The sequence below is a fragment of the Collimonas sp. genome (assembly GCF_035566375.1).
Lineage (GTDB): Bacteria > Pseudomonadota > Gammaproteobacteria > Burkholderiales > Burkholderiaceae_D > Collimonas.
Map to the genome: position 1 here is coordinate 105,378 of NZ_DATMRK010000074.1, position 25,586 is coordinate 130,963.

Consider the following 25,586-nt stretch of genomic DNA (forward strand, 5'->3'; position numbering starts at 1 on the left):
CGAGGCCGGTTTGCTGCAATTTACCTGCTAGAATTTCCCTCTTATCAGAACAGCAGGTTTTCCATGGCCACCTACTCCTTCCGCATCCTCAACGTCTTTGCTGAATCCACTTTCGGCGGCAATCAGCTATGTGTATTTGAAGACGCGCGCGGCATGGACGACGCCACCATGCAGGCATTGGCGCTGCAGTTCAATCTCTCGGAAACCACTTTTATCCTGCCGTCCGAGCGCGCCGACGCCCGCGTGCGAGTCTTCACGCCCGGCTATGAAATGCGGTTTGCCGGCCATCCTACGCTGGGCACTGCACATGTGGTGCGCGATCTGGCCGGAACCGGCGATGCACTCTCGCTGGAATTCACCGCGGGCATAGTCCCAGTCCATGCCGTGGGCGATGTCTGGACGCTCACCGCGCCTCAAAGTGGCGGGCTGAAAACGGCGCCGGCAAATCTGACCCAGGCCGGGATGGCGGCACTGCTCAACTTGCGCGAAGACGATTTGCTAGCCCCGCCTTTGTGGGTCGACACCGGCACCGATCAGTTGCTGGTAGCACTGCGCAGCATGGACGCCGTGCACCGCGCCCGTCCCGACAGCGCGCAGCTAGACGCCTGGCCTGAAAGCAGCCTTGAGCGCAAGACCGTGTATGTATTTGCTTTCGATCCGGAGCGCCCCGGCCGGATCCTGTCGCGCTACTTCTTTGCCAAGCAAGGTGGCGGCGTGGTCGAAGATCCGGGCACCGGATCGGCTTGCGCCAATCTTGGCGGCTGGCTGATCGCCAGTCGCCATGCGCTGCCTGTCGAATATGAAATCGAACAAGGCGAAGCTGTGCAGCGGCCCTGTCTGTTGCGGCTTAAAGTGACGGCTGATAACGCCATCCAGGTAGGCGGCAAAGTCATCGAAATCGGCCGCGGCAAGATCAGTTTGTAGCGATCAAATCCGGTAGCACGGGCGCAGCGACTTACTCAAGCCCGTCAAGCCCGCCCCTGCGACCAGCGCCGATAGCGCCGTGTCAGGCGGCGTGTGCGTAGCTGGTCGATAATCAAACTCAGTAGCGGTGAATGATTGGCCGTCGCCATGCGGCTGGCGCCGAGCAAGCGCAAGCGGCGTTTGACCAGGGCCATGCGCGCCACTGCCGCCATGACTTGATCCTTCCAGTCGACTTGCTGACTGTGCGCGGTCTGGTCGCCGCCGGCCAGCCATTGCGCCGGCAAATCGGGAATTATCGCCAGCGCTGTCGCCATGCCCGCCACCGCCACTCCGCTGGCGAGAACCTGTTCCGCCACCGCCTTGCGACTGATGCCGCCGGTAGTCATTACGGGCATACGGGCGACGGCTGCCAGTTCTTTGGCAAACTCCAGGAAATAGGCTTCGCGCGCCAGGCTACGGCCATCGGCGGTGCGCCCCTGCATCGCCGGACTTTCATAACTACCGCCAGACAGCTCGACCAGATCCACCTGCAGCTCATTGAGCCACAGGATGACTTGCCTGGCGTCGTCTTCACTAAAGCCGCCGCGCTGGAAATCGGCGGAATTAAGTTTCACCGCGACGCAAAAGCCGGCCGACACCGTGGCGCGCACTGCGCGTACCACTTGTAGCAACAAACGCGCCCGGTTGGCCAGGTTGCCGCCCCATTCATCGCTGCGTTGATTGCTCAAAGGCGAGAGGAATTGTGAAATCAGGTAGCCATGGGCGGCGTGGATCTCGACGCCGTTAAAGCCCGCCCGCTCGGCAGCGGCTGCACTGGCGGCGAAGCGTGTTATGACTTCCTGGATCTCGGCATCGCTCATGGCTTTGGGTTGTACGAAGAGCTTGCTGTGCTTGCCCATGTCCAGCGCCAGCGCTGAAGGCGCCCATGCCGCGCCGCCCATTGCGGCCATCACCTGGCGACCGGGATGATTGAGTTGCATCCACACTTGTGCGCCCTGGTGTTTTGCGGCCTCGGCCCATTGCATGAAAGGCTGCAATGGAGTGCCGGCTTCCAGCACTATGCCGCCCGGGCCGGTCAAGGCGCGGCCGTCGATCATCACATTGCCGGTAATGATCAGGCCGGCGCCGCCATCGGCCCAGGCCCGGTATAAGCGGTGGATGGCAGCGCCGGGTAGTTGGCCGCTGTCTGCCATGTTTTCTTCCATGGCAGCCTTGGCCAGGCGATTGGGCAAGATGCTGCCGTTCGGTAGTTGCAAAGATGAAAACATGGTTGAGGTTATTGCTGGAATCATGGCTGAGATCATGGCAAGCTCGCTAGCGGAAGTAGGAAATACTGTATGCTAAGCTTGAAGTCAACTTGAAGGTCAAGCGATATGAAGATTGGTGAACTGGCAGACAAAACCGGCATGGCAGCCTCGGCCATCCGCTATTACGAGCAAAGCGGCTTGCTGCCCAAGCCGGAACGCGGGAGCAACGGTTATCGCGACTATGCTGAGGCAGCCATCGAACGCTTGCGCCGGATTCAGATGGCGCAAAGCCTGGGGTTTTCGCTGGACGCTATCCGTAGCGTATTTGCCAGCGAAGAAGAGCTATCCAAAGATGATCTGCTGCGCAAACTGGACGGACGATTGCAGGAGATCGAGCAGCTCATGGATACGCTGCGTGAGCAGCAGCAACATCTGCAGGCCTTACGCACCACGCTGCGAGAAACCTGGGCAGAGGGAGAATGCCTGCACACCACTGACTTGGTCAAAGGCAAGCCGGCTAAACCAGGGAAACACTAAATGGATCGCCAGCGCTGCTGCTAGTCCTTGTATTCCGCTAGTCCTTATATTCCGAGTATTTACGCGCATCCCCACGCACTTTATCTGCCGGATATTTAAGCCGGTTAAGGACCATTTTTTCTGATACCGCGGCGCTAAGATCGACATCGAGCTTATCGGCCAGACGAATCAGGTAAACCAGTACATCGGCCATTTCATGCCGGACCTGCTGTAATTTTTCCGGACTGAGCTCATCGCCGTTGCCTGTCTGCAGCCATTGAAAGTGTTCAAGAAGTTCGGCCGCCTCAACACACAGCGCAGAGGACAGATTTTTGGGAGTATGAAATTGATCCCAGTCGCGTTCAGTAACGAACTGACGAATTTGATCGCGTAAGTTGGCAAACTCGCCGTTGTTTGACTGCTCGATCATGGAAGCGCCCCCTTTAATGTCATATAGGTATCCAGAGTGTGACAAAATCCGGCCCCAATCCCAGCGATGCTTGAAATATTTTTTTGCGTAGGCCTATTTTCTTACAAGAATGTTTGTTACCTTGCTTACAGGAACTTGTTTTTGACAGTAATTTTGTGAACTGACGTGCCGCCGTTTAATTTTCCGTTTAATTTTAGTAGCGGGCCATCATGACGGAACCATCATCTCAGCGAGGATGCATATGGACATGAGCGCAAAAATCGGTGAACGGCCAGAGCCGATTCGCCGGCTGACCAAAATTTACGCGGCGCTCCTGATTGCCGCCTTCGCCCTATCCCCCGCAGTGCTGATTGCCTACCTGTATTTCTTCCAGGATCCGGCACTCAAATTTGAAAATCACCTGTTCCACGAAATCGCGATTGCCGCCGCTACTCTCGAAGGTCTGTTTGTTACCTATGTCAGCTGGCGCTGTTACCTGTCGTCGGGAGAGCCCCTGCTGCGCTGGCTGACCTTGGGTTTTTTCGGGTTTACCCTGATCTATGCTTTGCACGGCGCATTTACCGGCATGGCGCATCACAATATCTGGCTGTTCCTGCTGTACGGACCGGCGTCTCGCCTGGCGATGGCGATCTTGCTGCTGATTGGCTTGCTGTCGTTCAACCAGGAATCAGATACGCCTGAACAACGCCCCAACCCGCGCTCATGGCTGCAATGGATAGCGGTGTTTTTGCTGGTCGACATCGCGGTTGCGATTGTCGCCTATTCGGCGATTGCCGGCAATCCGGCGGTCCGTCTGACGATGGAAGGCGGAGCGCTGTTTTTCTCCGCCGTCAATCTGCTTATCATGCTGGCTGGGAGGATCCGCTCACCGCTGATGACGATTTTCGGTATCTCGATCGCCCTGTTCGGCCTGTCATCGCTGGCCTTCATTCTTGGCCGTCCCTGGAACCATATGTGGTGGCTGGCGCACGCCATTTTTGCCGGCGGATTTTTCTTCCTCAGTTACGGCATCATCCAGGCATTCCACACCACCCGTTCATTCGCCAATGTCTACAATCAGGAAGAAATGGTGAATCGCCTGGCGATGGCGATGGTGAGAACAGAAAATGCGCTGCAAGAATTAAAGCATAGCAACCAGAAACTGGAGCATCTGGCATCTACCGATCCATTGACCGGCGCCGCCAACCGCCGCCATTTTATCGAAAGAGTGGACGCCGAAATCGCCCGGGCAAAGCGAGACAACCTGTCGTTTGCCCTATTGGCCCTCGATCTGGATAACTTCAAGGCCATCAACGATCACTACGGCCACCAGACAGGTGACGAGGTGCTGCAGGGTTTTGTGCAGAAATGCCTGGAAGAGATCCGTCCCTATGACGTTGTGGCGCGCATGGGCGGTGAGGAGTTCATGGTGTTGCTGCCGCAAGCGACGCTGGAACTGGCAGTGACGATCGGCGAACGCATCAGATCGGGCACGGAAAATGCTGTGTTCGACAGCATCGTCATGCCCAAAGTGATACTCACGGTCAGCATCGGCGTATCGCAATTCGGCCGCGACGGCAGCACCATCGACACGATTTTCCGTGCTGCGGATGAGCGTCTTTATCGCGCTAAAGACCAGGGCCGCAATTGCGTGATTACGGTATAAACAGTAACCTCGCAGTAACCCCGCAATAACCTTGCAGCAGCCTCGCATCACAAAGCTGTCATCGCATTTCAGCCGGCGCCGGTATTGCGGTATTTGCCTATGCCTATCCCGAATATGCTGGTTTGATGGCTTTTAGGTTTCACCACTCTCAGCTTTTTGCTAGGGTCCAGCAGCGTGAATCGCTCCCGGATGTCGGCTTCGCTTGGCAGCGAATTTGCGCGCCATCTGATGATATCGATGCCCGCTTTTTTGAGTGCCTTGTATTTTCTTTCATCCTCTTTACTGAGAATCTTGTTGTTGTGATTCTTGTTGTCTATTTCAATCACCGCGACCACATCGCTGGCTTTATCGCAAATCACGAAATCCAGATTCTTTGATGTCAGAGTATCGAGACCGGCGCTGTCCTTGGTGCCCAGGCAACGGCTCAAGCCGACCTGCGCCAGCACCATATAGTCTGGCAAGGCGCCAATCAGCCGCCAGTACATAACCTGTTCGTTGTTAGATAACGGTCTTTTCTTGATGTATTCGCGGCGCTTCTGTTGCGTCGCCTGCTTCTCCCTGGTGACCACGCCAATCACCGCCATGATAATGATCGTTAGCACCGTCAGTGCAATGATTGCTTTCATTATTCTGTTCCCTAGTTGAATGCAGCGGCCATTATATTTCCATATAGAAATATAATGAAGTCAAAAATACGGAGCTTTCCTCTACTTCACTCTGATGGCGAGCAGAAGCACGGCTTTGGCAAGCTCGATAGAAGGAAGAATTGGAAAGAATTGCCGACGGCTGCAAGACGCAGAACCGTATCGGCTAAGCCGGGGCCAGCGAGGCAGGAAAAGGGGGGGGAGATAGAAGGGGGAAGAGCGGAGGGCAGATACCGTCCAGCTTAGCCCTGTCAGCCCGTTGAGCTGACAGTATCTGCCGGCCGAAATTACTCGGTCAAACCAAAAATCGCATCGTAGCCGTTCTTGTCGCGATCGACTTCGTCCAGTTCGTTGCTCAAACCCAGATCTTCCAGCTCTTCCGCGGCATTATTGAATTGTTTGCTGTTGGAAGCGCCGATAACACGATAAATCTCTTGTTTCGCATTGCGGATGCCGAGCAACATCTGTTCTTGCCTGACGACGTTCAGCTCTACCGTCCTGACCAGCAGATTGGTCATGATGTCGTGATCGAACTCGGGGACGTCCTTATCTCCGATTAGTGCAGTTTTCAATCTATTCCTCTTGTCTTTATATTGATAAATATTGCTACAGCTACGCTTGCCGCATGTACGCTAGCTTGCAGGTGAGCGATTTTACTAGGTCTGGCGTGTAACCGTCGTGACGCTCCGTAAAACCCGATCCCTGCCCTGCATCGGACCTGATCTCACGGAGAGGGTTCCTGCTTATTCCTGATGGTAGCGCGTCACCAGTTCAACTTCGCTCTTCGAACCGAGGAAAACCGGCACGCGCTGGTGCAATTTCTCCGGCTGGATATCCAGGATCGCTTGTTTGCCGTCGGTGGCGGCGCCGCCGGCTTGTTCGACGATGAAGGCCATCGGGTTGGCTTCGTACATCAGACGCAATTTGCCTGGCTTGTCCGGCTCGCGAGCGTCGGCCGGATACATGAAGATACCGCCACGGTTCAGAATACGATGGACGTCAGCAACCATCGATGCAATCCAGCGCATATTGAAATCTTTTTGACGTGGCCCGGTGCTGCCCTCCAGCATCTCGTTGACGTAACGCGTGACCGGCGGATGCCAATGGCGAGCGTTGGATGCATTGATCGCAAATTCCTTGGTTTCGGCCGGGATTTGCATATCGCGCTGGGTCAATACCCACGAACCCATTTCCCGATCCAAGGTAAAACAATGGACGCCGTTACCGGTAGTCAGCACCAGCATGGTTTGCGGGCCGTAGACGGCGTAGCCGGCGGCGACCTGCTTGCGGCCCGATTGCATGAAATCTTTTTCAGTCGGCGATTTCATGCCGTCCGGTGCTTTCAATACCGAGAAAATGGTACCGATCGAGACGTTGACGTCGATATTGCTGGAGCCGTCGAGCGGATCGAACAACAGCATGTATTCGCCTTGCGGATAGCGGTTCGGAATCGGATGAATCGATTCCATTTCTTCCGAAGCCATGGCCGCCAGGTGACCGCCCCACTCATTGGCTTCCAGCAGGATTTCATTGGAAATGATATCCAGTTTTTTCTGTACTTCACCTTGCACGTTTTCGCTATCGGCGCTGCCCAGCACTTCGCCCAGCGCGCCCTTGCCGACCGCGTGACTGATGGTTTTACAGGCGCGTCCGACTACTTCAATCAACAAGCGCAGTTCTGCCGGAATGCTGTTGTGCAAACGCTGTTGCTCAATCAGGTGCTGGGTAAGACTGATACGTTTCATATTGCTCTTTCTTTGTTGTGGCTTTTCACGGCCTGGCGCGGGGCAAATCGGCGCCAGACCGTAACATGGCAAAAACGGCAAAAATCAATTGGCGAGTGCTTTGCCGATGACTTCCTGTACATCTTTGGATAAGTTTGGTGCTGCTGCGACGCGCTGCAAAGCGCTGCGCATTTTTTCCTGCAGCGCCGGCGCATATTTGCGCCAGCGATCCAGGCTGCGCGCCAGGCGCGCCGCCACTTGCGGGTTGACGCCGTTAAGTGCGATCACCTGGTCGGCCCAGAACTCATAACCGCTGCCATCGACCGCGTGGAAATTGGCTGGATTGCCGCTGCAGAAACTGAAAATCAAGCTGCGCGCGCGATTCGGATTTTTCAACGTAAAGGCCGGATGCTCCAGCAAAGCGCGGATAACCGCGATATCAGCGGTGTGAGCCGTAGCTTGCAGGGCGAACCATTTGTCGATGACCAGTGCTTCCTGTTCGAAATCCTTATAGAATTTTTCCAGGGCGGCGGCCTTGCCCGGCGCACTGCTGTTAGTCAGTGCAACCAGTGCTGCCAGGCGGTCGGTCATGTTGTTGGCGTTATCGTATTGTTGCTGCGCCAGTGCATGCGCCGCAGCGTCGTCGGCCTGAATCAGATACGACAAGGCAACGCTCTTCAATCCGCGCTTGCCGGACGCTTCTGCATCGGGGCTGTAAGCGCCCGGCGTTTGATTGGCGTGATAAGCCGCCAGCAGATCGTCCTTGAGTGCCTGCCCCAGTTTGCCACGCAGATACTGGCGCGATTTATGGATCGCTTGCGGATCAATCACTTCAGTCTGTTCTGCCAGCAGCACTTCCGACGGCAGCGTCAAGGCTTGCTCACGGAAAGCAGCATCGAGTGTTGCATCGTTGAGGATCAGGCCGAATGCCGAACCCAGGGCGCCGCTGTTGGAAGTCGCGTTGTCCAAGACATCTTGCAGCGCCGCCACATGGCCGGCTTGCGAAGCATCCTGGAGCGCCGCAGTCAGCGCCAGCAAGCTACGCGTAGCCAGGCGTTGGCCAGCTTCCCAGCGATTGAATGGATCGCTGTCGTGCGCCAGCAGGAAAGCCAGCTCGGCGTCGCTATATTCGACCTCCAGCACCACCGGCGCAGAAAAATTACGCAGGATCGAAGGCACCGGTGGTTCAGCGACATCGACAAAGCGGAAGGTCTGCTGGGCTTTGGTCAATTCGAGTACACGAGTAGTTGCGGCACCGGCATCACCGTTGGCCTTGCCCTTGCCGTCTGTCTGCAAACGCAACGGCATGTCGTTACCTTTGCTGTCGAGCAGGCCGACTGCTACCGGGATATGGAAAGGCAATTTCTTGGTCTGGCCCGGGGTTGGCGCGCAAGTCTGCGACAGAGTCAGTTCGTAGGTCTTGCTGGCGGCGTCGTACTTGCTCTGCGCTTGTACCCGCGGCGTGCCGGCCTGGCTGTACCAGCGTTCAAACTGGCTCAGGTCACGGCCGTTGGCATCCACCATCGCGGCGCGGAAGTCGTCGCACTCGACCGCTTGTCCGTCATGCCGTTCGAAGTACAAGTCCATGCCCTTGCGGAAGCCGTCGCGGCCAAACAAAGTCTGGTACATGCGGACTACTTCGGCGCCCTTTTCATAAATCGTCACAGTGTAGAAATTATTGATTTCGACATAGGAGTCAGGCCGCACCGAGTGCGCCATCGGACCGGCGTCTTCCGGGAACTGCGCCTGGCGCAAGACACGCACGTCGTCGATCCGCTTGACGGCGCGGCCGCTGTCGGTACCAACCATGTCCGCCGAAAATTCCTGGTCGCGGAACACGGTCAGGCCTTCTTTCAAGGACAGCTGGAACCAATCGCGGCACGTAACCCGATTGCCGGTCCAGTTGTGGAAATATTCGTGGCCGACCACGGCTTCGATATTGGCGTAGTCGACGTCAGTGGCGATACGCGAATTGGCCAGCACATATTTGGTGTTGAAAATGTTCAGGCCTTTGTTTTCCATCGCGCCCATGTTGAAGTCGCCGACGGCAACGATCATGAAACGATCCAGATCGAGTTCCAGGCCAAACCGCTCTTCATCCCAGCGAATGCTGTTGATCAGTGAATCCATTGCGTGCTGGGTCTTGTCCAGGTTGCCGTCTTCCACCCAGACCTGCAGCAGCACTTCGCGACCGGATTTCAAGGTGTATTTCTGTTCCTGGCAAACCAGATTGCCAGCCACCAGCGCAAACAGATAGGACGGTTTCTTGAACGGGTCTTCCCATTTGGCGTAGTGGCGGCCGTCGGCCAGATCGCCTTCTTCGATCAGATTACCGTTCGACAGAAGCACCGGGTATTTTTTCTTGTCGGCGCGCAGCATGACGGTATATTTGGCCATCACATCGGGACGGTCAGGGAAATAGGTAATCTTGCGGAAACCTTCAGCTTCGCACTGGGTGAAGAAATTACCGTTGGACACATACAAACCCATCAACGAGGTGTTTTTCTCCGGACTGGTCAGCGTTTCAATTTCCAGCACCACCTTGGCCGGCGCCGATGCGATCCGCAATTTTCCAGCTTCCAGCTGGTACTGGCCGGGTTTCAATTGTTTGCCGTTGAGGCGCAGTTGCACCAGTTCCAGCTCTTCGCCGAACAAGACGATTTCCTTGCTGCTGCTGGCCGGATTGCGTCGCATCGTGATGCGTGTAGCGATACGAGTGGCCGCAGGATCGAGATCAAAGCCCATGTCGACGCTGTCGACCAGAAAGGCTGGAACGGTGTAATCCTTACGGAGAATGGTTGCTGGCGTGGCTGAGGTGTCTGTGCGCATGGGAAGTAGTCTGGTAACGGTTAGTATTGATAACTACGATTGATGACAATGGTCGATAACTATGGTTGATAACTACAGTCGGCAACTAAGGGCAACTAAGTGGGTCTGCTAAGGATCGCTCAGTGACTTGCTTAATAACGTTGCTTAATAACGTGGCTGGTCAGTCTCAATATTTCGGGCAGACTGTGATTCTACCAATCAAAGAGCAAAACCATCATGCAATTTGCAACGGAATTGCCGCCTTATCGATGATCTGTCGATATCAAGCCGCGAATAAAAGTGCCGGCATGGAAATTCGCTTAAAATTAGCATAAATGCACTATTTATTATTTACCAAGCCACAAACCCTATCCGTCAGCTTACAGATAGTGACAAAGCGATAGAGCAGCACTATGAAGACTTGGCTAAAATGGCCATCGTTCAGCTATGTAATTCAGTATGTTAACCAGCCGGACAGAATCGGCGTTGCCGGCGCCGGATATTGCCTATCAGGCAAATCATGGAATCGGCATGCCCATCCCCCACCAAGAGGAATCACATGAAACGCATCATTATTCTCTGTTTAGCTGCACTAACATTGCTGCTAGGCGGTTGTGCCACGGTCATCCGCAGCGACGTGGTTGCCTTCAACGAATGGCCTGCCGATTTGCCGAATAAATCCTATGCGTTCGAACACACGGCGGCTCAGAGCAACGATCTGGAATATAAGAATTATGAAAATCTGGTGCGCACGGAATTACAGCGCCTGGGATTCGCAGCAGCTGACAACGCTACTCCGCAATTGAAAGTCGCTCTTAACTACGATATTGCCGCGCGCGACGTGCACGTAGTCGAACCGGTGGTGGCAGACCCTATGTGGTACGGCCCTTACGGACCTTATGCCTGGGGACGTCCAGGATTTTACAGCCCGTTCTACGACCCGTTCTGGTACACGCCGCAAGTGGTAGGCCAGCGCGAATACGATTATCAGTTGTACCAGCGCCGCCTGAACGTAGCCATCACGCGTGCCGGCGATGGCCAGAAACTGTATGACGTCACCGTTGTCAGCGAAGGCAAGACCAACTCGCTGCCGGCCGTGATGCCGTATATGGTGCGTAGCGCTTTTACCGATTTCCCGGGGAAAAGCGGTGTCCCGCATCAGGTTGAATTGAAGGTTGAAGAGAAAAAATAGAAATCCGATGTAAGTCGGATGTAAGCCCGATGTAAGCCCGATTACGGAAAAACAGCCTGTGCCCCCACTTCGGTGAGGCCACAGGCTGTTTTTATTGCGCACGGCGTTTGTCAGCTATAAAACCATTCGCTGGCAAACGTGATGAAACCGATCAGGATGACCGCCAACACCAGCACGATCAGCAAGCGGCCAAACTTGGGCGAACCTTCGCTGCCAGTCGCCGGTTCCTCCGGATGATTCATCGGATTGTCCAGGTGAGTATCCGGCTGCTGTTTCAAAGGGTCATTCATAAATGCCTCAGGGGATCAAGATGGTAGAGCCGGTAGTTTTGCGCGACTCCAGATCGATATGCGCCTGCGCCACGTCTTTTAAAGCATATCGTTGATTGATTTCAATCGTGATTTTTTTGCTGTCCACCATCTGGAACAAGTCTGCCGCCGCCGCATCCAGAGCGGCACGATTGGAAATATAGCTAGGCAGCGAGGGCCGGGTGATGGTCAGCGAGCCGCGCGAGGCCAGTTCGTTCAAGCTGAACGGCGGTACCGCGCCGGAAGCGTTACCGAAACTGACCATGGTGCCCAGCGGCGCCAGGCAGTCCAGCGAGCCGATGAAAGTGTCTTTGCCGATCGAATCGTAGACCACCGGCACGCCTTTACCGCCGGTTATTTCACGCACCCGCTCGACGAAATTCTCGGTTTTGTAATTGATCACGTGGGTGCAACCGGCGGCAGTCGCCAGCGCCGCTTTTTCGGCTGAACTGACCGTGCCTATCATGGTCACGCCCAGCGCTTTGGCCCATTGGCTGGCGATCAGGCCGACACCGCCGGCAGCGGCATGGAACAAAATGGTCTCGCCACCGCGCAAGGGGAAAGTGCGGCGGAATAAATATTGCGCCGTCAAACCCTGCAACGTCATTGCTGCAGCAGTATCGAAACTGATGGAATCCGGTAATTTGATCAGGAACGCGGCAGGCATCACGCGCGCTTCGGAATACGCGCCATTGGGGCGAGTGGCGTACGACACGCGGTCACCGACTTTGACATGCTCCACACCGGCGCCGACTGCCTCGATCACACCGGCCGCTTCCTGCCCCAGGGCGCCTGGCAACGGCTGCGGATACAAGCCGGTACGGAAGTAGACATCGATAAAATTCAAGCCGCAAGCGACATGCCGTATCCGCACTTCGCCCGGCCCCGGGTCACCCACTTCGACGTCGACATACTCCATCACCTCCGGGCCACCGGTCCGCGACATCCTGATTGCTTTTACCATGATTATTTTCACCTCCAAATAGTGCGTCTAAATTCCTCGAAATCCTCAAATCCCGGCTTTTTTTGCTCTTATGTTTTCTTCTATGTTTTCTTCTTTGAAATCAGATAAATACCCACCAACACCAGACCGGTGCCGGTCAGCTGAATCGCCGTAATCGGTTCTGCCAAAATCAACGCCCCCAAAAACAAGGTGGAGACCGGCCCCACCATGCCGGCCTGCGCGACAGTCGCGGGGCCGATGCGCGCCACTGCAATCATGGTCAGGAATACCGGCAGCACCGTGCAAAACACAGCATTGAAGATAGACAAACCATACACAGCCGCAGACTGCTGCAACAGAATCGGCAACGGCCGCAGCAGCATGAACTGCACAATGCATGCGGCGCAAGACACGCACATTGCATATGCCACCAGCCGCATCGCGCCGACCCGGCTCACCAGTTCTCCAGAGAGCATCAGGTATAGCGCATAGCTGATTGCAGCAGCCAGCACCAGCGCACTGCCCAGGCCGACATTCGATCCCCCCAGGCGCACATCGTGCAGGAACACCAGCACCGTCCCCAGGTAAGAAATCAGCAGGGCCATCCATTCCAGCCAACTCACCGGGCGCCGATAAAATAAAAACGACATCAACAACACGAACGAGGGCGTCAAGAACAGTATCAAGCGCTCCAGTCCGGCAGAAATGTATTGCAAGCCGAGAAAATCAAGAAAACTCGACAGGTAATACCCGATCAATCCCAGCACTACGATCCGCACCCGGTCCAGATTCGACAACGGCGCTTCGCTGCGCGCCTTCCACAAAGCCACGGCAGCAAACAAGGGCAGTGCAAACAACATGCGAAACGTGATCAGCAATACGGCATCGACCGGATAGCGATAAATCAGCTTGGCGACGATAGCCTTGGCGGAGAATAGAATCGCGCCCGCAACCGCAATTGCCAGGCCGCCAAGAAAAAACTGGCGACTTCCAGGGTGTAACTTGCTGCTCATTGCTTGCCCGTTTTTGAATTGTAATAGGTATGTGAAGATTGCGTTGCTAAGGGAACGGATAGAAAAAAGCAAGTCCTCCTGGCCGCCCGAAGACCGCAATCGTCGATGACGGGTGCTTCACTTTTTTTCACTTCTTTTTCAGCAAGGATCCCAACACGCCGCGAATCAGTTCGCGTCCTACTTGCGAGCCGATGGTGCGTGCAGCGGATTTGATGACAGCCTGGACCACCGTGTCTTTGCGCCCAGAGCCGCCGCCGAGCAGTCCACCTAGCACACTGCCCCATGAACTGACGGTTGCACCGATTGAAGAATCAGTGCCTGCCTCGGCGCCATCTTTGGTGGTTGAAGTGGCTGCAGCACGTCCCTTTAATTTTTCGTATGCGGACTCACGATCGATTGCAGTCTCATACACTCCGGCGACTATCGACGTTGCCATCAACTGCTTGCGTTCGTCATCGGTGATCGGGCCGATCTGCGATGCCGGCGGCAGGATGAAGGCGCGCTCGACGATATTCGGACAGCCCTTGTCATCCAGAAAAGACACCAGTGCTTCGCCGACGCCAAGCTCGCTGATGACCTGCGCGGTATTCAGATCTGGATTGGCGCGGAAGGTATCGGCGGCGGCTTGCACCGCCTTCTGGTCGCGCGGCGTGTAGGCGCGCAGCGCATGCTGTACGCGGTTGCCCAGTTGGCCCAGCACGGAGTCGGGAATGTCCAGCGGGTTTTGCGTGACGAAGAACACGCCCACTCCCTTGGAACGGATCAGGCGCACCACCTGTTCGATCTTTTGCAGCAGGGGCTTGGGCGCTTCGCTGAACAGCAAATGCGCCTCGTCAAAGAAGAACACCAGCTTCGGTTGATCCAGATCACCGACTTCCGGCAAATGCTCGAACAGTTCCGACAGCAGCCACAGCAAAAAGGTCGAATACAGACGCGGTGCGTTCATCAATTTGTCGGCCGCCAGGATATTCATCACGCCCTTGCCATTGCCGTCGGTCTGGATCAGATCATCGATATTCAGCATCGGTTCGCCGAAAAACTGTTCGCCGCCCTGTTCGCCGATGCTGATCAGCCCACGTTGGATGGCGCCGATGCTGGCGGCCGAAATATTGCCGTATTCGGTCTGGAAGCTGGCGGCGTTATCGCCGACGTGTTGCAGCATCGCCCGCAGATCCTTCAGATCCAGCAGCAGCAAACCGTTATCGTCGGCAATCTTGAAAACCAGTTGCAATACGCCCTGCTGCGTATCGTTCAGATTGAGCATGCGCGCCAGCAGTAAGGGCCCCATATCGGAAATGGTGGCCCGCACCGGATGCCCCTGTACACCATACACGTCCCAAAAAGTCACCGGCGTCGCTGCCCACTGCGGCTCATCGACGCCCAGCATCTGCAGGCGCTGCTTCAGCTTGGCCGAGGTTGCGCCAGCCTTGGCGAGACCGGACAGATCGCCTTTGACGTCCGCCATGAAGACCGGCACACCGCTATCCGACAGTGCCTGCGCGACGACCTGCAAGGTCACGGTTTTGCCGGTGCCGGTGGCGCCGGTGATGCAGCCGTGGCGATTCACCAACGCCGGCAGAAGCATCAGATCTTGCTGGACATTTTTGGCAATCAGGAGGGGATTTGACATGTTTTAGCAGGCTGGGAAATGGATTTCAGTGGATTTCAAGAAAGTGCAATATGGTAAAATTGCGCTTTGATTATAGCTAACTCAAGCAAGAAAGAACCATCATGGCTGGACACAGCAAATGGGCCAACATTAAGCACAAGAAGGCCGCCACCGACGCCAAACGCGGCAAAATATGGACCCGGTTGATCAAGGAAATCACGGTTGCTGCCCGCATGGGCGGCGGCGACGCCGACGCCAACCCGCGCTTGCGGCTGGCGATTGACAAGGCATCCGACGCCAACATGCCGAAGGATAACGTAACCCGTGCAATCCAGCGCGGCAGCGGCGGCCTGGACGGCGTCAACTATGAAGAAGTGCGTTACGAAGGTTACGGCATCAATGGCGCTGCCATCATCGTCGATTGCATGACTGACAACAGAATCCGCACCGTGGCCGAAGTCCGCCACGCATTTTCCAAGTTCGGCGGCAACATGGGCACCGAAGGTTCGGTGGCTTTCATGTTCAAGCATTGCGGCCAGTTGCTGTTCGCTCCCGGCACCAATGAAGATGCCTTGATGGAAGCGGCATTGGAAGCCGGAGCCGAGGATGTTGTCACCGACGACGAAGGCGGAATCGAAGTTATTTCCACACCCCATGATTTTGCGGCGCTCAAAGAGGCATTGGAAAAAGCCGGTTTCAAAGCCGAAATGGCTGAAATCATCATGAAGCCGGCAACCGAAACCGTGTTCTCGGGCGATGATGCGATCAAGATGCAAAAGCTGCTCGACGCCTTGGAAAACCTGGACGACGTGCAAGAAATTTACAGTAACGCAGTCATCGAAGACTGACACGGATCGTATACTCTTATGAAAATTCTCGTAGTGGGCTCAGGTGGCCGTGAGCATGCCCTGGCGTGGAAAATAGCCCAATCCCCGCGTATACAAACCGTCTTCGTGGCGCCCGGCAATGGCGGCACCGCACTCGATCAGCGACTGGAGAACATCAACATTACCGACCCGGCAGCGCTGGCGGACTTCGTTGTGCGTGAACATGTCGCGCTCACCGTGGTTGGCCCGGAGACGCCGCTGGCTGCAGGTATCGTGAATATTTTCCGCGATCGCGGCCTGAAGATTTTCGGACCGACACGTGAAGCGGCGCAACTGGAAAGCTCGAAGGATTTTGCCAAATCCTTCATGCAGCGGCATCATATCCCGACTGCTGAATACCAAACCTTTTCCGACGTCAACGCCGCCCATCAATACATAGACGAAAAAGGCGCGCCGATCGTCATCAAGGCCGATGGCCTGGCTGCCGGCAAGGGTGTAGTAGTTGCCATGACTATCGAAGAGGCGCATGGCGCGGTCGACATGATGCTGTCCGACAATCGCCTCGGCGACGCCGGTGCGCGCGTGGTGATCGAGGAATTCCTGGCGGGCGAGGAAGCCAGCTTCATCGTCATGGTCGACGGCAAGAATATCTTGCCGCTGGCCACCAGCCAGGATCACAAACGCCTCAAGGATGACGACCAGGGCCCGAACACCGGCGGCATGGGCGCTTATTCGCCAGCCCCTATCGTCACGCCGGCGTTGCACGCCCGCGTCATGCGCGAAATCATTACGCCTACGGTGCAAGGCATGGCCAAGGATGGGATTCCGTTCAGCGGCTTTTTATACGCCGGCCTGATGATCGACGATAAAGGCAATCCGAAGACGCTGGAATTCAATTGCCGCATGGGCGACCCGGAAACCCAGCCGATCATGGCGCGCTTGAAAACCGATCTGCTGATGGTGATGGAACATGCCGTCAACGGTACGCTGGACACGATTGAACTGGAATGGGACCGACGCACCGCACTCGGTGTGGTAATGGCCGCAGCCGGTTACCCCGACGCCCCGCGCAAGGATGACCTGATTTCAGGGATTCCTGCCGAGACTGTCGATACAGTGACGTTTCATGCCGGCACCACCTTGAACGGCGAGCGTTTGACGACTTCCGGCGGCCGGGTCTTGTGCGTGGTCGGCTTGGGTGACAGCGTCAAAATGGCGCAGAAGCAGGCCTACAACGTGGTCGACGCGATTCATTTCAACGGCGCACAATTCCGCCGCGATATCGGCTGGCGCGCACTGAAAAAACATGGCTGATCGAGCTTGAATGTATTGATATATTGCTCCGTCATCCTCGCGAAAGCGGGGATCCAAATTGCTGCCTAAACTGGATTCCCGCGTTCGCGGGAATGACGCATCAGAGTTTATTCGAGAATGCCGTATGTTTTCAGTATTAACAAACGCGGACATTTTATCTCCCCCTTTTTCAACACGATGAGCTCAAACATCACTCCCGACCATCCGGCCACGGCCGTCAAATCCTATCTGCTAGACCTGCAAGCACGCATTGTCGCGGCGCTGGAGCAGATTGACGGTAAATCATTCGGCAGCGACCAATGGCAACGCGCCGAAGGCGGCGGTGGCAATTCACGCATCATCGAAGAAGGCAATGTACTGGAACGCGGCGGCGTCGGCTTCTCGCATGTGATGGGCACAAGCCTGCCACCATCGGCAGCCGCCAACCGTCCCGAACTGGCCGGCCGCCGATGGGAAGCCATGGGGGTGTCGCTGGTCATGCATCCGCGTAACCCGTTTGCGCCGACGGTGCACATGAACGTGCGCTTCTTTATCGCCAGCGCCGAAGGCCAGGAACCGGTATGGTGGTTTGGCGGCGGCATGGATCTGACACCGTATTACGGTTTTACCGAAGACGTCGAACACTTTCACCGCACTTGCCGCGACGCCCTGACGCCCTTCGACAGTGCCACCGACAAGGACAGCAAAGCGGCGCTCTACCCGCGTTTCAAGCAATGGTGCGATGATTATTTTTATCTGAAACATCGTAAGGAACCGCGCGGCGTCGGCGGCATTTTCTTCGACGATTTCAACCAATTGGGTTTCGAACAGAGCTTTGCCATGATGCAAGGCGTCGGCAATGCGTTTATCCCGGCATATACGCCGATCCTGGCGCGCCGCAAGGATATTCCCTACGGTGAAACCGAAAGAGATTTCCAGGCATATCGCCGTGGCCGCTATGTTGAATTCAATTTAGTGTATGATCGCGGCACTTTGTTCGGTCTGCAATCCGGGGGACGTACCGAGTCCATCCTGATGTCGATGCCGCCCGTGGTCAAGTGGCGTTACGACTGGCAACCGGCGGCAGGAAGCCCGGAAGCCAAGCTATATACCGATTTTCTGATCCATCGCGAGTGGGTTTGATGGGCAGTTCCCCGATGACATCCAATCAGACGTCCCAAGCTCGGCCCAGGCCGTGCATCGCAGTTCTCGGCGGTAGTTTCGATCCAGTCCATAATGGTCATGTGGCACTGGCGAAATACTTTGTGACCTTGTTGGCGCCAGACCAGTTGCGGGTGATTCCAGCCGGCAATCCTTGGCAAAAACACGGCCTGGAAGCCAGCCCGGAGCAACGGGTGGAGATGGCCAGGCTCGCATTTAGCCAGCAAAGCGTGGCGGTCGTCATCGACCAGCAGGAAATCCAACGCCAGAGCGCGACGTACACGATAGATACGTTGCAAGCATTGCGGGCCGAACTTGGGCCGCAAGCGTCTATCGTGTTCCTGATGGGTGCGGACCAGTTGCAGCACTTGAACAGCTGGCAAGGTTGGGACCGCCTGTTCGATTATGCCCATCTGGGCGTCGCTTCGCGACCCGGTTTTGCCATGGATGAAGCGCAGGTTCCAGCCGAGGTCACGCGCGAATTTACACGCCGCGCCGCCACCCCGGAGCAGATTCGCCAGAGCGCGCACGGCTTGACCTACCTGGCGAAAAATTTAGCTGTAGACATTTCGGCAACAGAAATTCGTACCGCGCTGCACAATGCAAAAAGACCCGACACGCTGGTCCCGGCGGCAGTACTGGACTATATTGAACAACATCATCTCTATAAGAATTAAATGGATATCAAAAAACTACAAACCCTCGTCATCGATGCACTCGAAGACGTCAAAGCCCAAGACATTCGCGTCTACGACACGGTCCACCTGACCGGTTTGTTCGATCGTATCGCGATTGCTTCCGGCACCTCCAATCGCCAAACCAAGGCGCTGGCCGCCTCGGTCCGCGATAAGGTCAAAGAAAACGGCGGCACCATTCTCAGCGTCGAAGGTGAAGATACCGGCGAATGGGTATTGGTCGATATGGGCGACATGGTGGTGCACATCATGCAACCGGCGATCCGTGCTTATTACCGCCTGGAAGAAATCTGGGGTGATAAAGAAGTCAAGTTCGGCGCCGCCAAACGGATTTCTACCCGCACCGCAGCAGAGGAAGAAGCGCCGAAGAAGGTTTCGCGCCATCTGACTACTTCGCAAGCGTTGAAGGCAGAAGACGAAACACCGAAGAAAGCACCAGCGCGCAAGAAGCCGGTCAAGACTGATGGCGTCAAGAAGGCGGTCGGCAAAACCATCAAGGTAGCGCCATCGAAGAGTTCGATCCCGCCGAAGAAGACTGCGGCGCCAAAGAAGGCTCCGGCCAAGAAACCCGCTGTCAAGCGCGCTCCGGCAAAAACCAAAGCGGCTGAATAAGCTGCTGCGTCGATAGCATCCTCATGCAGCTCATCATCGCTGCAGTCGGCCATAAAATGCCGGCTTGGATAGAAAGCGGATTCGGCGAGTATGCGAAACGCATGCCGCCGGACTGCCGCATCGTCCTCAAGGAAATCAAGCCGGTCGAACGGTCCGGCAGCAAGACCGCCGAAACAGCCATGGCGCTGGAACGCAGCCGGATCGAGGCGGTGCTGCCAAAAGGCGTGCGCATCATCGCTCTCGATGAGCGTGGCAAAGACCTCACCAGCGTCCAGTTATCGCAGCAGCTGACCCAATGGCAGCGCGACGGCCGGGATGTCGCCTTCATCATCGGCGGCGCCGACGGCCTGGATCCTGAATTCAAGGCCAATGCCGACAGCCTGCTACGCATCTCCAGCCTGACTTTACCGCACGGCATGGTCAGGGTACTGCTGGCGGAGCAACTCTACCGGGCCTGGTCGATTACCCAGAATCACCCTTATCATCGCGTGTGAGCCCCTTGAGCGGGCCAATAAGCCACCCAATACGCATCTAACTCTGTAATAATCGCTGGAATTATCAGACGACGCATTCGCCGTAGCCGCCAGCAATGAAAAACCCTTACCAGAAAATCTATCTTGCTTCGAAAAGCCCGCGCCGGCGGGAGTTGCTGCGACAGATTGGCGTCGCATTTGAACTGCTGCTGCTGCGCGACCAGACGCCGCGCGGCCCCGATGTCAGCGAGGAAGTCTTGCCGGAAGAATCGCCGCAAGCTTACGTCACCAGGGTGACCATGGAAAAAGCCCTCGCTGCTCGTCAGATGATGATTTGGCGCAGCTTGCCGGTGCGCCCCATCCTGGCGGCCGATACTACGGTCACGATCGATGGCAGGATTCTCGGCAAACCGGCTAACAAATCCGAGGCGATTGCAATGTTGCGACTCTTGTCAGGCCGTACTCACCAAGTCCTCACCAGCGTTGCCGTCATCCACGGCGAACAAAACTGGCAACTCACGCAGCTTTCCGACGTCTTATTCCAGGAGTTATCAGAGGCCATGATCGAAGCCTACTGCGATACCAGCGAGCCTTACGACAAGGCTGGCGCTTATGGCATCCAGGGGCCGGCGGCGATTTTCATCGAAAGCATACGCGGCAGCCATTCAGGCATCATGGGCTTACCTCTTTTCGAAACCGCACAATTATTACAACAGGCAGGCATCCGCATTTTATGAGCGAAGACATCCTCGTCAATATCACTCCCCAGGAAACCCGCGTCGCCCTGATTTTCCAGGGAGCGGTGCAAGAACTGCATATCGAGCGCACCTTGTCGCGCGGCTTGGCCGGCAATATTTATCTGGGCAAAGTGGTGCGTGTGCTGCCCGGCATGCAATCGGCATTTATCGATATCGGACTGGAACGCGCAGCCTTCCTGCACGTTGCCGACATCTGGGAAACCCGCGCCCACGATGGCCAGGCGGCGCAGCAAACGCCGATTGAAAAACTGTTGTTCGACGGCCAGTCGCTGACGGTGCAAGTGGTGAAAGATCCGATCGGCACCAAGGGCGCCCGGTTGTCTACCCAGATTTCCATCGCTGGCCGGATGCTGGTGTATCTGCCGCAAGACCGGCATATCGGCATTTCGCAAAGAATTGAAAATGAAGCTGAACGCGAACTGCTGAAAGATAAAGTACAAAAGCTTCTGCCGCCCGAGGAAAAAGGCGGTTTCATCATTCGCACCATGGCCGAAGACGCCTCGGAAGCCGATCTGCAAATGGATATCGAGTATTTGCGCAAGACCTGGTCATCCATCACGCTGCTGGCAAAAACCAAGCCGGCGCCGACCTTGCTGCATCAGGACTTGAGTCTGGCGCAACGCGTGCTGCGTGATTTTGTCAACGATGAGACCACTACCATCCAGGTCGACTCACGCGAAAATTTCCAGAAACTGCAAGAATTCGCCGCCAGCTATACGCCGTCGGTTACTGCTCGGCTGATGCATTACACCGGCGAGCGGCCCTTGTTCGATCTGTATGGTGTGGAGGAAGAAATACAGGAAGCATTGAGCCGGCGCGTGCCGCTCAAGTCCGGCGGCTACCTGATTGTCGACCAGACCGAAGCCATGACCACCATCGACGTCAACACCGGCAGTTTCGTCAATGGGCGTAATTTCGACGATACGATTTTCAAGACCAACCTGGAAGCGGCGCATGCCATAGCGCGCCAGCTCAGGCTGCGCAATCTGGGCGGCATCATCATTCTCGATTTCATCGACATGGAGAACAACGAGCACAAGGCTGCCGTGCTGGCTGAATTGCACAAAGCCCTGCTGCGCGACCGCACCAAAAAATCGGTATCGGAATTTTCCGCGCTGGGGCTGGTGGAAATGACCCGCAAACGCACTCGCGAATCGCTGGCGCATATCTTGTGCGAGCCCTGCCCAGCCTGCAACGGCAAGGGCCAGGTCAAGACTGCGCGCACCATTTGTTACGAAATCCTGCGCGAAGTACTGCGCGAAGCCAAACAATTCAACCCGCGCGAATTCCGCATCCTGGCGTCGCAGGTGGTGGTCGACATGTTCCTCGAAGAGGAATCACAGCATCTGGCCATGCTGGGCGATTTCATTCGTAAACCGATTTCCCTGCAAGTGGAAACGGTTTATCCGCAGGAGCAATACGACATCATTCTTATGTAAGGCTTACATGAATAGTTCTTTACCGCATTCTCCTGCCGCGCCTAACAACTCCGACGATTCTTTCCACATCGCCTTCTGCGTCGACGATCACTATTGCCGCAGCATGGGAGCGACGATCGCCTCCATCATCGCCAACAGTCCGGGCGTGACCTTCACTTTCCACGTGTTCTCCTTCTCGCTATCGGAGGATAACCGCAGGCGCTTCAAGCAGCTGGAACAGATGTACCAGCTCAAGACGCATGTGCACATTATCGATCCAGCGGTATTCCAGCGGTTCGCGCACATCTCGCAGTTTTCCTATTATTCGCCGACCATATTCACGCGCCTGTTGATCCCCTCCACCCTGCGTGGCATGTGCGACAAGGTGCTCTACCTGGATGCGGATATCCTGTGCGTCGGCAGCATGGCTGAGCTAACCCAAATGGATTTCGGCGATAGCGCGGCGATTGTCGTGCCGGACGCCGATGAAACCACCAGAAGACGCTGCGCAGCCCTGCAATTGTCGTCGCAAAAGTATTTCAATTCCGGCGTGATGTATATGCACGTCGATAACTGGATGACGCAGGAAATCACCGAGAAAACCATCCTTTCGATTCTGGAAAACGGCAAGGAATACAGATTCCCGGATCAGGACGCGCTCAACGTGGTCCTGGAAGGAAAGATCAGGTATATCGACAGAAAATGGAATTTCCTTTATGACCTGATCCATGATCTGGAAAAAGACAAGCGCCAGATGCGCGCTATCGGCGAGGTGGTCTTCATTCACTTCGCCGGCGCGGTAAAACCTTGGAACGACTGGTGTTTGCATGCGTCCAGAGACTTGTTCGTCAAATACCAGGCACTCTCCCCCTGGGCAGATCTGGCGCTAGATCCGCAGCCAAGAAACTATAAAGAGATGAGGATGTATTCCCGGTTCCTGATGAAACGAGGGCAGAGGCTGGACAGTTTCAAGTGGTATATGAAATATCTGGCTGCCAAGTAAAGTGCTCAAGACGTAACCAAAAGTTAGAACCTCACCGGCCGTCATGACCGCCGGTTATAATTTCTACAACCCAACGCAAATACGGCCTTAACCACGGCCTTAACCGATTCAAAGATGGCAATAACCAGCTCCCACGTCCTCATATGCCGCACCGACAATATCGGCGACGTTATCCTGACATTACCTATTGCTGCCTATTTGAAACAGCAATATCCGGCTCTGAAAATAAGCTTTCTGTGCCGGGCCTATGCCGCCCCGGTTGTCAAACAATGCCGCAGCGTCGATGAAGTGGTGGAGCTTGAAAGCTTCTTGCTGAATCCGTCCGCTTATTTTGCGCATGCTGACGTCGATACCATCATATTGGCGCAACCGAACAAACGCCAGGCGGTTGAGGCTTTCAAAGCGCGCATCCCGAACCGTATCGGCAATGCCCGCCATAAGCTATACCAGATGCTGTATTGCAATCGCCGGGTACGGTTCAAGAAAGGCAACTCGGAACACCATGAGGCGCAATTCAATTTCGAATTTCTGCGCCCTTTCGGCCTCGACACCATCCCTGAACGTGCTGCCATTCCCGCCCTCTACGACTTCAACGTCCCAGAGAATCCGGAAATAAACAAGTTACTCCGGCCACATCCATTCAATCTCATCATTCATACAAAATCGAATGGACATGGGCGTGAGTGGCCGATCAAGCATTACATCGCACTTGCCAAGCGCTTAAGCAAATATCCGGATGTCCAGTTATGGTTAACCGGCAGCTCTGCCGAAGGGCAATGGCTGGCTGACAATGCCGCAGAGTTAATCGAATTGCAAAATGTGAGCAACGTCTGCGGCAAGTTCACGCTTGACCAACTGAGCTCACTGATTGAGGCGGCCGATGGCTTGATTGCAAGCGGCACCGGCCCACTCCACATGTCTGCCGCACTGGGTCAGCGCACACTCGGTTTGTTCCCGCCAACCCGGCCGATGCATCCGGGCCGTTGGGAACCGCTAGGAAAGCGGGCGGAAGTTTTATGTTTACCGATCAGTTGCCCCGGCTGCAAAGATAGCCAGGCCGCGAGTTGCGCCTGCATGGAAAATATCACACCCGAAAGTGTCGAAAAAATCGTTTTACGGTGGCGGCAGGAGGCGCAAGCAGAGGAATCCGAAGGCTTGCCTATTTTTGATTCAAAACAGCGATAACCTGCGCTACCGTAATCGCCTTTACCCAATCCCGACGATGCGCAGTGGTAATGATGCGACTGTTTTCCTTGTCGATCGGCGCCCATTCAGGGTTCTTCTGCCGCATCAACGCAATCACAGGTACCTGCACCGCGTTTGCCAAATGCATCACCGCAGTTTCAACCGAGATAATCAGATCGCACTCGCGCAACATCGCCGGCAACTGGAAAAAATTTTCCTGCGCACTAAATAATTGCAAGCGTTGAAGCGCATGGCCGTCGAAGAATATTTTGGCTTGCGCCATTTCCTCAGGCACCACGTTTACGATAAAGCGGGTGTCTTTCCAAGCTTCCTGCGCTCTTAATGCGGTGACGAGCTCGACCACGCGTTCCAGCGGCCAGCAGCGTTTGCGAGTTTTGGCGTAAGGATTGATGAAAACCAGCTTAGCCGGATTGACAGATTGCCGGCGGTCACGTTCAAAGCCCCACTGCTTTAACTGTTCCTGTGCGTAGCGCCCCCACTGCTCCGGAATCCGCACGAAAGGCAGGCGTGCCGATGATGTGCTGTCCATTCCAAACAAACGATTAAACCAGGCGGCATAAACATCACTGATATGCACCCGCGACGGCGCCACGCGGTCAGGGTCAAAAGCTGCATCTAATTTGCGATACGCCAAGTGTTTGTGCAGTGCAAGCATTCCAGCCGGCTTTTTCATGCCCGCCACGAAACCTTGTGGACTGATCTGGCGCGCCAGCGTCGCGTACATCGGCGGCCTCAAGGTCGACAGCGAGACCACCAGCGGGTAGTGCTGTTCTTGTGCCTCAACGATTGATTGCTCAAATAAGGCGGGGCTATAGGTCTGCTGATAAATCTTGGCGACGAAAGGACATTCAGCTAACCAGTCATACAAGGCATATTTCTTTAAATAGGGCCAGGCCGCCGTTTTTTTGGTTCGACGCACCTCATCCACCCAAATATGGATTTTGATATGCGGAAAGGCTTGTGCAAACGCCTGGAAACAATTTTGCAGATAGGTAAAATCGCCGAGAGCAAGATGGGCGATGAACAAGACTTTATCTGCTTTTTTTAATATTTCGGCCGGAACCAGTTGTGCTGTCATGAGATTTTCTTATAGACGATATTTTCAGATGAGGCAGATCGGCGATCTCAAATGCGGTG

At 55.6% G+C, this 25,586-nt stretch carries 26 protein-coding genes; 14 read left to right on the top strand and 12 right to left on the bottom strand.

Going from position 1 to position 25,586, the window contains the following annotated elements; translation table 11 throughout:
* The first annotated feature begins 63 nt into the window (after positions 1-63).
* Entirely contained in the window at positions 64-924 is an 861-nt protein-coding gene (locus tag VNZ60_RS22605; RefSeq protein WP_325663222.1) for a PhzF family phenazine biosynthesis protein, read from the top strand.
* 44 nt (positions 925-968) lie between these two features.
* On the opposite strand, the gene VNZ60_RS22610 is transcribed toward VNZ60_RS22605, so the two are convergent.
* Positions 969-2,216, bottom strand: coding sequence for an NADH:flavin oxidoreductase/NADH oxidase family protein (locus VNZ60_RS22610; protein WP_325663224.1), 1,248 nt, complete (start codon positions 2,214-2,216; stop codon positions 969-971).
* Between the two features lie 81 nt (positions 2,217-2,297).
* Between VNZ60_RS22610 and VNZ60_RS22615 the strand changes: the two genes are divergently transcribed.
* Positions 2,298-2,708 (top strand): MerR family transcriptional regulator, encoded by a 411-nt coding sequence (locus tag VNZ60_RS22615; RefSeq protein WP_325663226.1) that lies wholly within the window; start codon positions 2,298-2,300, stop codon positions 2,706-2,708.
* Positions 2,709-2,745: 37 nt separating this feature from the next.
* Here the strand turns inward: VNZ60_RS22615 and VNZ60_RS22620 are convergent, their stop codons facing one another.
* Complete coding sequence (locus VNZ60_RS22620) at positions 2,746-3,117, bottom strand: nucleotide pyrophosphohydrolase (RefSeq protein ID WP_325663228.1); 372 nt, start codon at positions 3,115-3,117, stop codon at positions 2,746-2,748.
* Positions 3,118-3,358: 241 nt separating this feature from the next.
* On the opposite strand from VNZ60_RS22620, the gene VNZ60_RS22625 reads away from it, so the two are divergent.
* A complete protein-coding gene (locus VNZ60_RS22625; RefSeq protein WP_414648949.1) occupies positions 3,359-4,762 on the top strand; it encodes a diguanylate cyclase in 1,404 nt (467 codons plus the stop codon).
* A 68-nt stretch (positions 4,763-4,830) separates the two neighbouring features.
* Here VNZ60_RS22625 and VNZ60_RS22630 read toward each other — a convergent pair whose 3' ends face one another.
* The 4 genes from VNZ60_RS22630 to pepN all read right to left on the bottom strand — a co-directional run bounded on the left by VNZ60_RS22630 (position 4,831) and on the right by pepN (position 9,959).
* Positions 4,831-5,388: a DUF2726 domain-containing protein gene (locus VNZ60_RS22630; RefSeq protein WP_325663231.1), complete on the bottom strand. Its 558-nt coding sequence runs from the start codon at positions 5,386-5,388 to the stop codon at positions 4,831-4,833.
* A 305-nt stretch (positions 5,389-5,693) separates the two neighbouring features.
* A complete protein-coding gene (locus VNZ60_RS22635) occupies positions 5,694-5,978 on the bottom strand; it encodes a hypothetical protein (RefSeq protein WP_325663233.1) in 285 nt (94 codons plus the stop codon).
* A gap of 171 nt (positions 5,979-6,149) precedes the next feature.
* On the bottom strand, positions 6,150-7,151 hold the full coding sequence (locus tag VNZ60_RS22640) for a class 1 fructose-bisphosphatase (RefSeq protein WP_325663235.1): 1,002 nt from the start codon (positions 7,149-7,151) through the stop codon (positions 6,150-6,152).
* 84 nt (positions 7,152-7,235) lie between these two features.
* On the bottom strand, positions 7,236-9,959 hold the full coding sequence (gene pepN, locus VNZ60_RS22645; RefSeq protein ID WP_325663237.1) for an aminopeptidase N: 2,724 nt from the start codon (positions 9,957-9,959) through the stop codon (positions 7,236-7,238).
* A 538-nt stretch (positions 9,960-10,497) separates the two neighbouring features.
* Between pepN and VNZ60_RS22650 the strand changes: the two genes are divergently transcribed.
* Complete coding sequence (locus VNZ60_RS22650) at positions 10,498-11,130, top strand: DUF4136 domain-containing protein (RefSeq protein WP_325663238.1); 633 nt, start codon at positions 10,498-10,500, stop codon at positions 11,128-11,130.
* Between the two features lie 110 nt (positions 11,131-11,240).
* Here the strand turns inward: VNZ60_RS22650 and VNZ60_RS22655 are convergent, their stop codons facing one another.
* The 4 genes from VNZ60_RS22655 to VNZ60_RS22670 all read right to left on the bottom strand — a co-directional run bounded on the left by VNZ60_RS22655 (position 11,241) and on the right by VNZ60_RS22670 (position 15,024).
* Positions 11,241-11,420: a hypothetical protein gene (locus VNZ60_RS22655; protein ID WP_325663240.1), complete on the bottom strand. Its 180-nt coding sequence runs from the start codon at positions 11,418-11,420 to the stop codon at positions 11,241-11,243.
* A 7-nt stretch (positions 11,421-11,427) separates the two neighbouring features.
* Positions 11,428-12,402: a quinone oxidoreductase family protein gene (locus tag VNZ60_RS22660; RefSeq protein WP_325663242.1), complete on the bottom strand. Its 975-nt coding sequence runs from the start codon at positions 12,400-12,402 to the stop codon at positions 11,428-11,430.
* Between the two features lie 80 nt (positions 12,403-12,482).
* Positions 12,483-13,394 carry a DMT family transporter gene (locus tag VNZ60_RS22665; protein ID WP_325663244.1) on the bottom strand — a complete coding sequence of 304 codons (912 nt, stop codon included), beginning with the start codon at positions 13,392-13,394 and terminating at the stop codon, positions 12,483-12,485.
* 127 nt (positions 13,395-13,521) lie between these two features.
* Positions 13,522-15,024, bottom strand: coding sequence for a helicase HerA-like C-terminal domain-containing protein (locus VNZ60_RS22670; protein WP_325663246.1), 1,503 nt, complete (start codon positions 15,022-15,024; stop codon positions 13,522-13,524).
* A gap of 101 nt (positions 15,025-15,125) precedes the next feature.
* Here VNZ60_RS22670 and VNZ60_RS22675 point away from each other — a divergent pair, with 101 nt between their 5' ends.
* From VNZ60_RS22675 to VNZ60_RS22715, 9 genes are all read left to right on the top strand, one after another.
* Positions 15,126-15,851 (top strand): YebC/PmpR family DNA-binding transcriptional regulator, encoded by a 726-nt coding sequence (locus VNZ60_RS22675; RefSeq protein WP_325663247.1) that lies wholly within the window; start codon positions 15,126-15,128, stop codon positions 15,849-15,851.
* Positions 15,852-15,869: 18 nt separating this feature from the next.
* Complete coding sequence (gene purD / locus VNZ60_RS22680; RefSeq protein WP_325663249.1) at positions 15,870-17,144, top strand: phosphoribosylamine--glycine ligase; 1,275 nt, start codon at positions 15,870-15,872, stop codon at positions 17,142-17,144.
* A gap of 177 nt (positions 17,145-17,321) precedes the next feature.
* A complete protein-coding gene (gene hemF / locus VNZ60_RS22685) occupies positions 17,322-18,266 on the top strand; it encodes an oxygen-dependent coproporphyrinogen oxidase (protein WP_325663251.1) in 945 nt (314 codons plus the stop codon).
* Between the two features lie 14 nt (positions 18,267-18,280).
* On the top strand, positions 18,281-18,961 hold the full coding sequence (locus VNZ60_RS22690; RefSeq protein WP_325663253.1) for a nicotinate-nucleotide adenylyltransferase: 681 nt from the start codon (positions 18,281-18,283) through the stop codon (positions 18,959-18,961).
* Positions 18,962-19,591 carry a ribosome silencing factor gene (gene rsfS, locus VNZ60_RS22695; RefSeq protein WP_325663255.1) on the top strand — a complete coding sequence of 210 codons (630 nt, stop codon included), beginning with the start codon at positions 18,962-18,964 and terminating at the stop codon, positions 19,589-19,591. It begins immediately after the preceding gene.
* 23 nt (positions 19,592-19,614) lie between these two features.
* A complete protein-coding gene (gene rlmH, locus VNZ60_RS22700) occupies positions 19,615-20,085 on the top strand; it encodes a 23S rRNA (pseudouridine(1915)-N(3))-methyltransferase RlmH (RefSeq protein ID WP_325663256.1) in 471 nt (156 codons plus the stop codon).
* 95 nt (positions 20,086-20,180) lie between these two features.
* Positions 20,181-20,801 carry a Maf family protein gene (locus VNZ60_RS22705; RefSeq protein ID WP_325663258.1) on the top strand — a complete coding sequence of 207 codons (621 nt, stop codon included), beginning with the start codon at positions 20,181-20,183 and terminating at the stop codon, positions 20,799-20,801.
* Complete coding sequence (gene rng / locus VNZ60_RS22710; RefSeq protein WP_325663260.1) at positions 20,798-22,261, top strand: ribonuclease G; 1,464 nt, start codon at positions 20,798-20,800, stop codon at positions 22,259-22,261. The genes VNZ60_RS22705 and rng overlap by 4 nt, the downstream gene beginning before the upstream one ends.
* A gap of 7 nt (positions 22,262-22,268) precedes the next feature.
* Positions 22,269-23,243, top strand: a complete 975-nt coding sequence (locus tag VNZ60_RS22715) for a glycosyltransferase family 8 protein (RefSeq protein WP_325663262.1) — start codon at positions 22,269-22,271, stop codon at positions 23,241-23,243.
* 180 nt (positions 23,244-23,423) lie between these two features.
* Here the strand turns inward: VNZ60_RS22715 and VNZ60_RS22720 are convergent, their stop codons facing one another.
* Positions 23,424-23,681, bottom strand: coding sequence for a hypothetical protein (locus tag VNZ60_RS22720; RefSeq protein WP_325663384.1), 258 nt, complete (start codon positions 23,679-23,681; stop codon positions 23,424-23,426).
* Between VNZ60_RS22720 and VNZ60_RS22725 the strand changes: the two genes are divergently transcribed.
* Positions 23,604-24,428: a glycosyltransferase family 9 protein gene (locus VNZ60_RS22725; RefSeq protein WP_325663380.1), complete on the top strand. Its 825-nt coding sequence runs from the start codon at positions 23,604-23,606 to the stop codon at positions 24,426-24,428. The two genes, VNZ60_RS22720 and VNZ60_RS22725, sit on opposite strands and share 78 nt — an antisense overlap.
* On the opposite strand, the gene VNZ60_RS22730 is transcribed toward VNZ60_RS22725, so the two are convergent.
* Positions 24,403-25,527 carry a glycosyltransferase family 9 protein gene (locus tag VNZ60_RS22730; protein ID WP_325663264.1) on the bottom strand — a complete coding sequence of 375 codons (1,125 nt, stop codon included), beginning with the start codon at positions 25,525-25,527 and terminating at the stop codon, positions 24,403-24,405. The genes VNZ60_RS22725 and VNZ60_RS22730 overlap by 26 nt on opposite strands.
* Positions 25,528-25,586 lie beyond the last annotated feature (59 nt).

Coding starts and splice junctions, on each gene's coding strand:
- VNZ60_RS22605 (WP_325663222.1), top strand. CDS start 64: ATGGCCACCTACTCCTTCCGCATCCTCAACGTCTTTGCTGAATCCACT.
- VNZ60_RS22610 (WP_325663224.1), bottom strand. CDS start 2,216: ATGATTCCAGCAATAACCTCAACCATGTTTTCATCTTTGCAACTACCG.
- VNZ60_RS22615 (WP_325663226.1), top strand. CDS start 2,298: ATGAAGATTGGTGAACTGGCAGACAAAACCGGCATGGCAGCCTCGGCC.
- VNZ60_RS22620 (WP_325663228.1), bottom strand. CDS start 3,117: ATGATCGAGCAGTCAAACAACGGCGAGTTTGCCAACTTACGCGATCAA.
- VNZ60_RS22625 (WP_414648949.1), top strand. CDS start 3,359: ATGGACATGAGCGCAAAAATCGGTGAACGGCCAGAGCCGATTCGCCGG.
- VNZ60_RS22630 (WP_325663231.1), bottom strand. CDS start 5,388: ATGAAAGCAATCATTGCACTGACGGTGCTAACGATCATTATCATGGCG.
- VNZ60_RS22640 (WP_325663235.1), bottom strand. CDS start 7,151: ATGAAACGTATCAGTCTTACCCAGCACCTGATTGAGCAACAGCGTTTG.
- pepN (WP_325663237.1), bottom strand. CDS start 9,959: ATGCGCACAGACACCTCAGCCACGCCAGCAACCATTCTCCGTAAGGAT.
- VNZ60_RS22650 (WP_325663238.1), top strand. CDS start 10,498: ATGAAACGCATCATTATTCTCTGTTTAGCTGCACTAACATTGCTGCTA.
- VNZ60_RS22655 (WP_325663240.1), bottom strand. CDS start 11,420: ATGAATGACCCTTTGAAACAGCAGCCGGATACTCACCTGGACAATCCG.
- VNZ60_RS22660 (WP_325663242.1), bottom strand. CDS start 12,402: ATGGTAAAAGCAATCAGGATGTCGCGGACCGGTGGCCCGGAGGTGATG.
- VNZ60_RS22665 (WP_325663244.1), bottom strand. CDS start 13,394: ATGAGCAGCAAGTTACACCCTGGAAGTCGCCAGTTTTTTCTTGGCGGC.
- VNZ60_RS22670 (WP_325663246.1), bottom strand. CDS start 15,024: ATGTCAAATCCCCTCCTGATTGCCAAAAATGTCCAGCAAGATCTGATG.
- VNZ60_RS22675 (WP_325663247.1), top strand. CDS start 15,126: ATGGCTGGACACAGCAAATGGGCCAACATTAAGCACAAGAAGGCCGCC.
- purD (WP_325663249.1), top strand. CDS start 15,870: ATGAAAATTCTCGTAGTGGGCTCAGGTGGCCGTGAGCATGCCCTGGCG.
- hemF (WP_325663251.1), top strand. CDS start 17,322: ATGAGCTCAAACATCACTCCCGACCATCCGGCCACGGCCGTCAAATCC.
- VNZ60_RS22690 (WP_325663253.1), top strand. CDS start 18,281: ATGACATCCAATCAGACGTCCCAAGCTCGGCCCAGGCCGTGCATCGCA.
- rsfS (WP_325663255.1), top strand. CDS start 18,962: ATGGATATCAAAAAACTACAAACCCTCGTCATCGATGCACTCGAAGAC.
- rlmH (WP_325663256.1), top strand. CDS start 19,615: ATGCAGCTCATCATCGCTGCAGTCGGCCATAAAATGCCGGCTTGGATA.
- VNZ60_RS22705 (WP_325663258.1), top strand. CDS start 20,181: ATGAAAAACCCTTACCAGAAAATCTATCTTGCTTCGAAAAGCCCGCGC.
- rng (WP_325663260.1), top strand. CDS start 20,798: ATGAGCGAAGACATCCTCGTCAATATCACTCCCCAGGAAACCCGCGTC.
- VNZ60_RS22715 (WP_325663262.1), top strand. CDS start 22,269: ATGAATAGTTCTTTACCGCATTCTCCTGCCGCGCCTAACAACTCCGAC.
- VNZ60_RS22720 (WP_325663384.1), bottom strand. CDS start 23,681: ATGGCGGGCATTGCCGATACGGTTCGGGATGCGCGCTTTGAAAGCCTC.
- VNZ60_RS22730 (WP_325663264.1), bottom strand. CDS start 25,527: ATGACAGCACAACTGGTTCCGGCCGAAATATTAAAAAAAGCAGATAAA.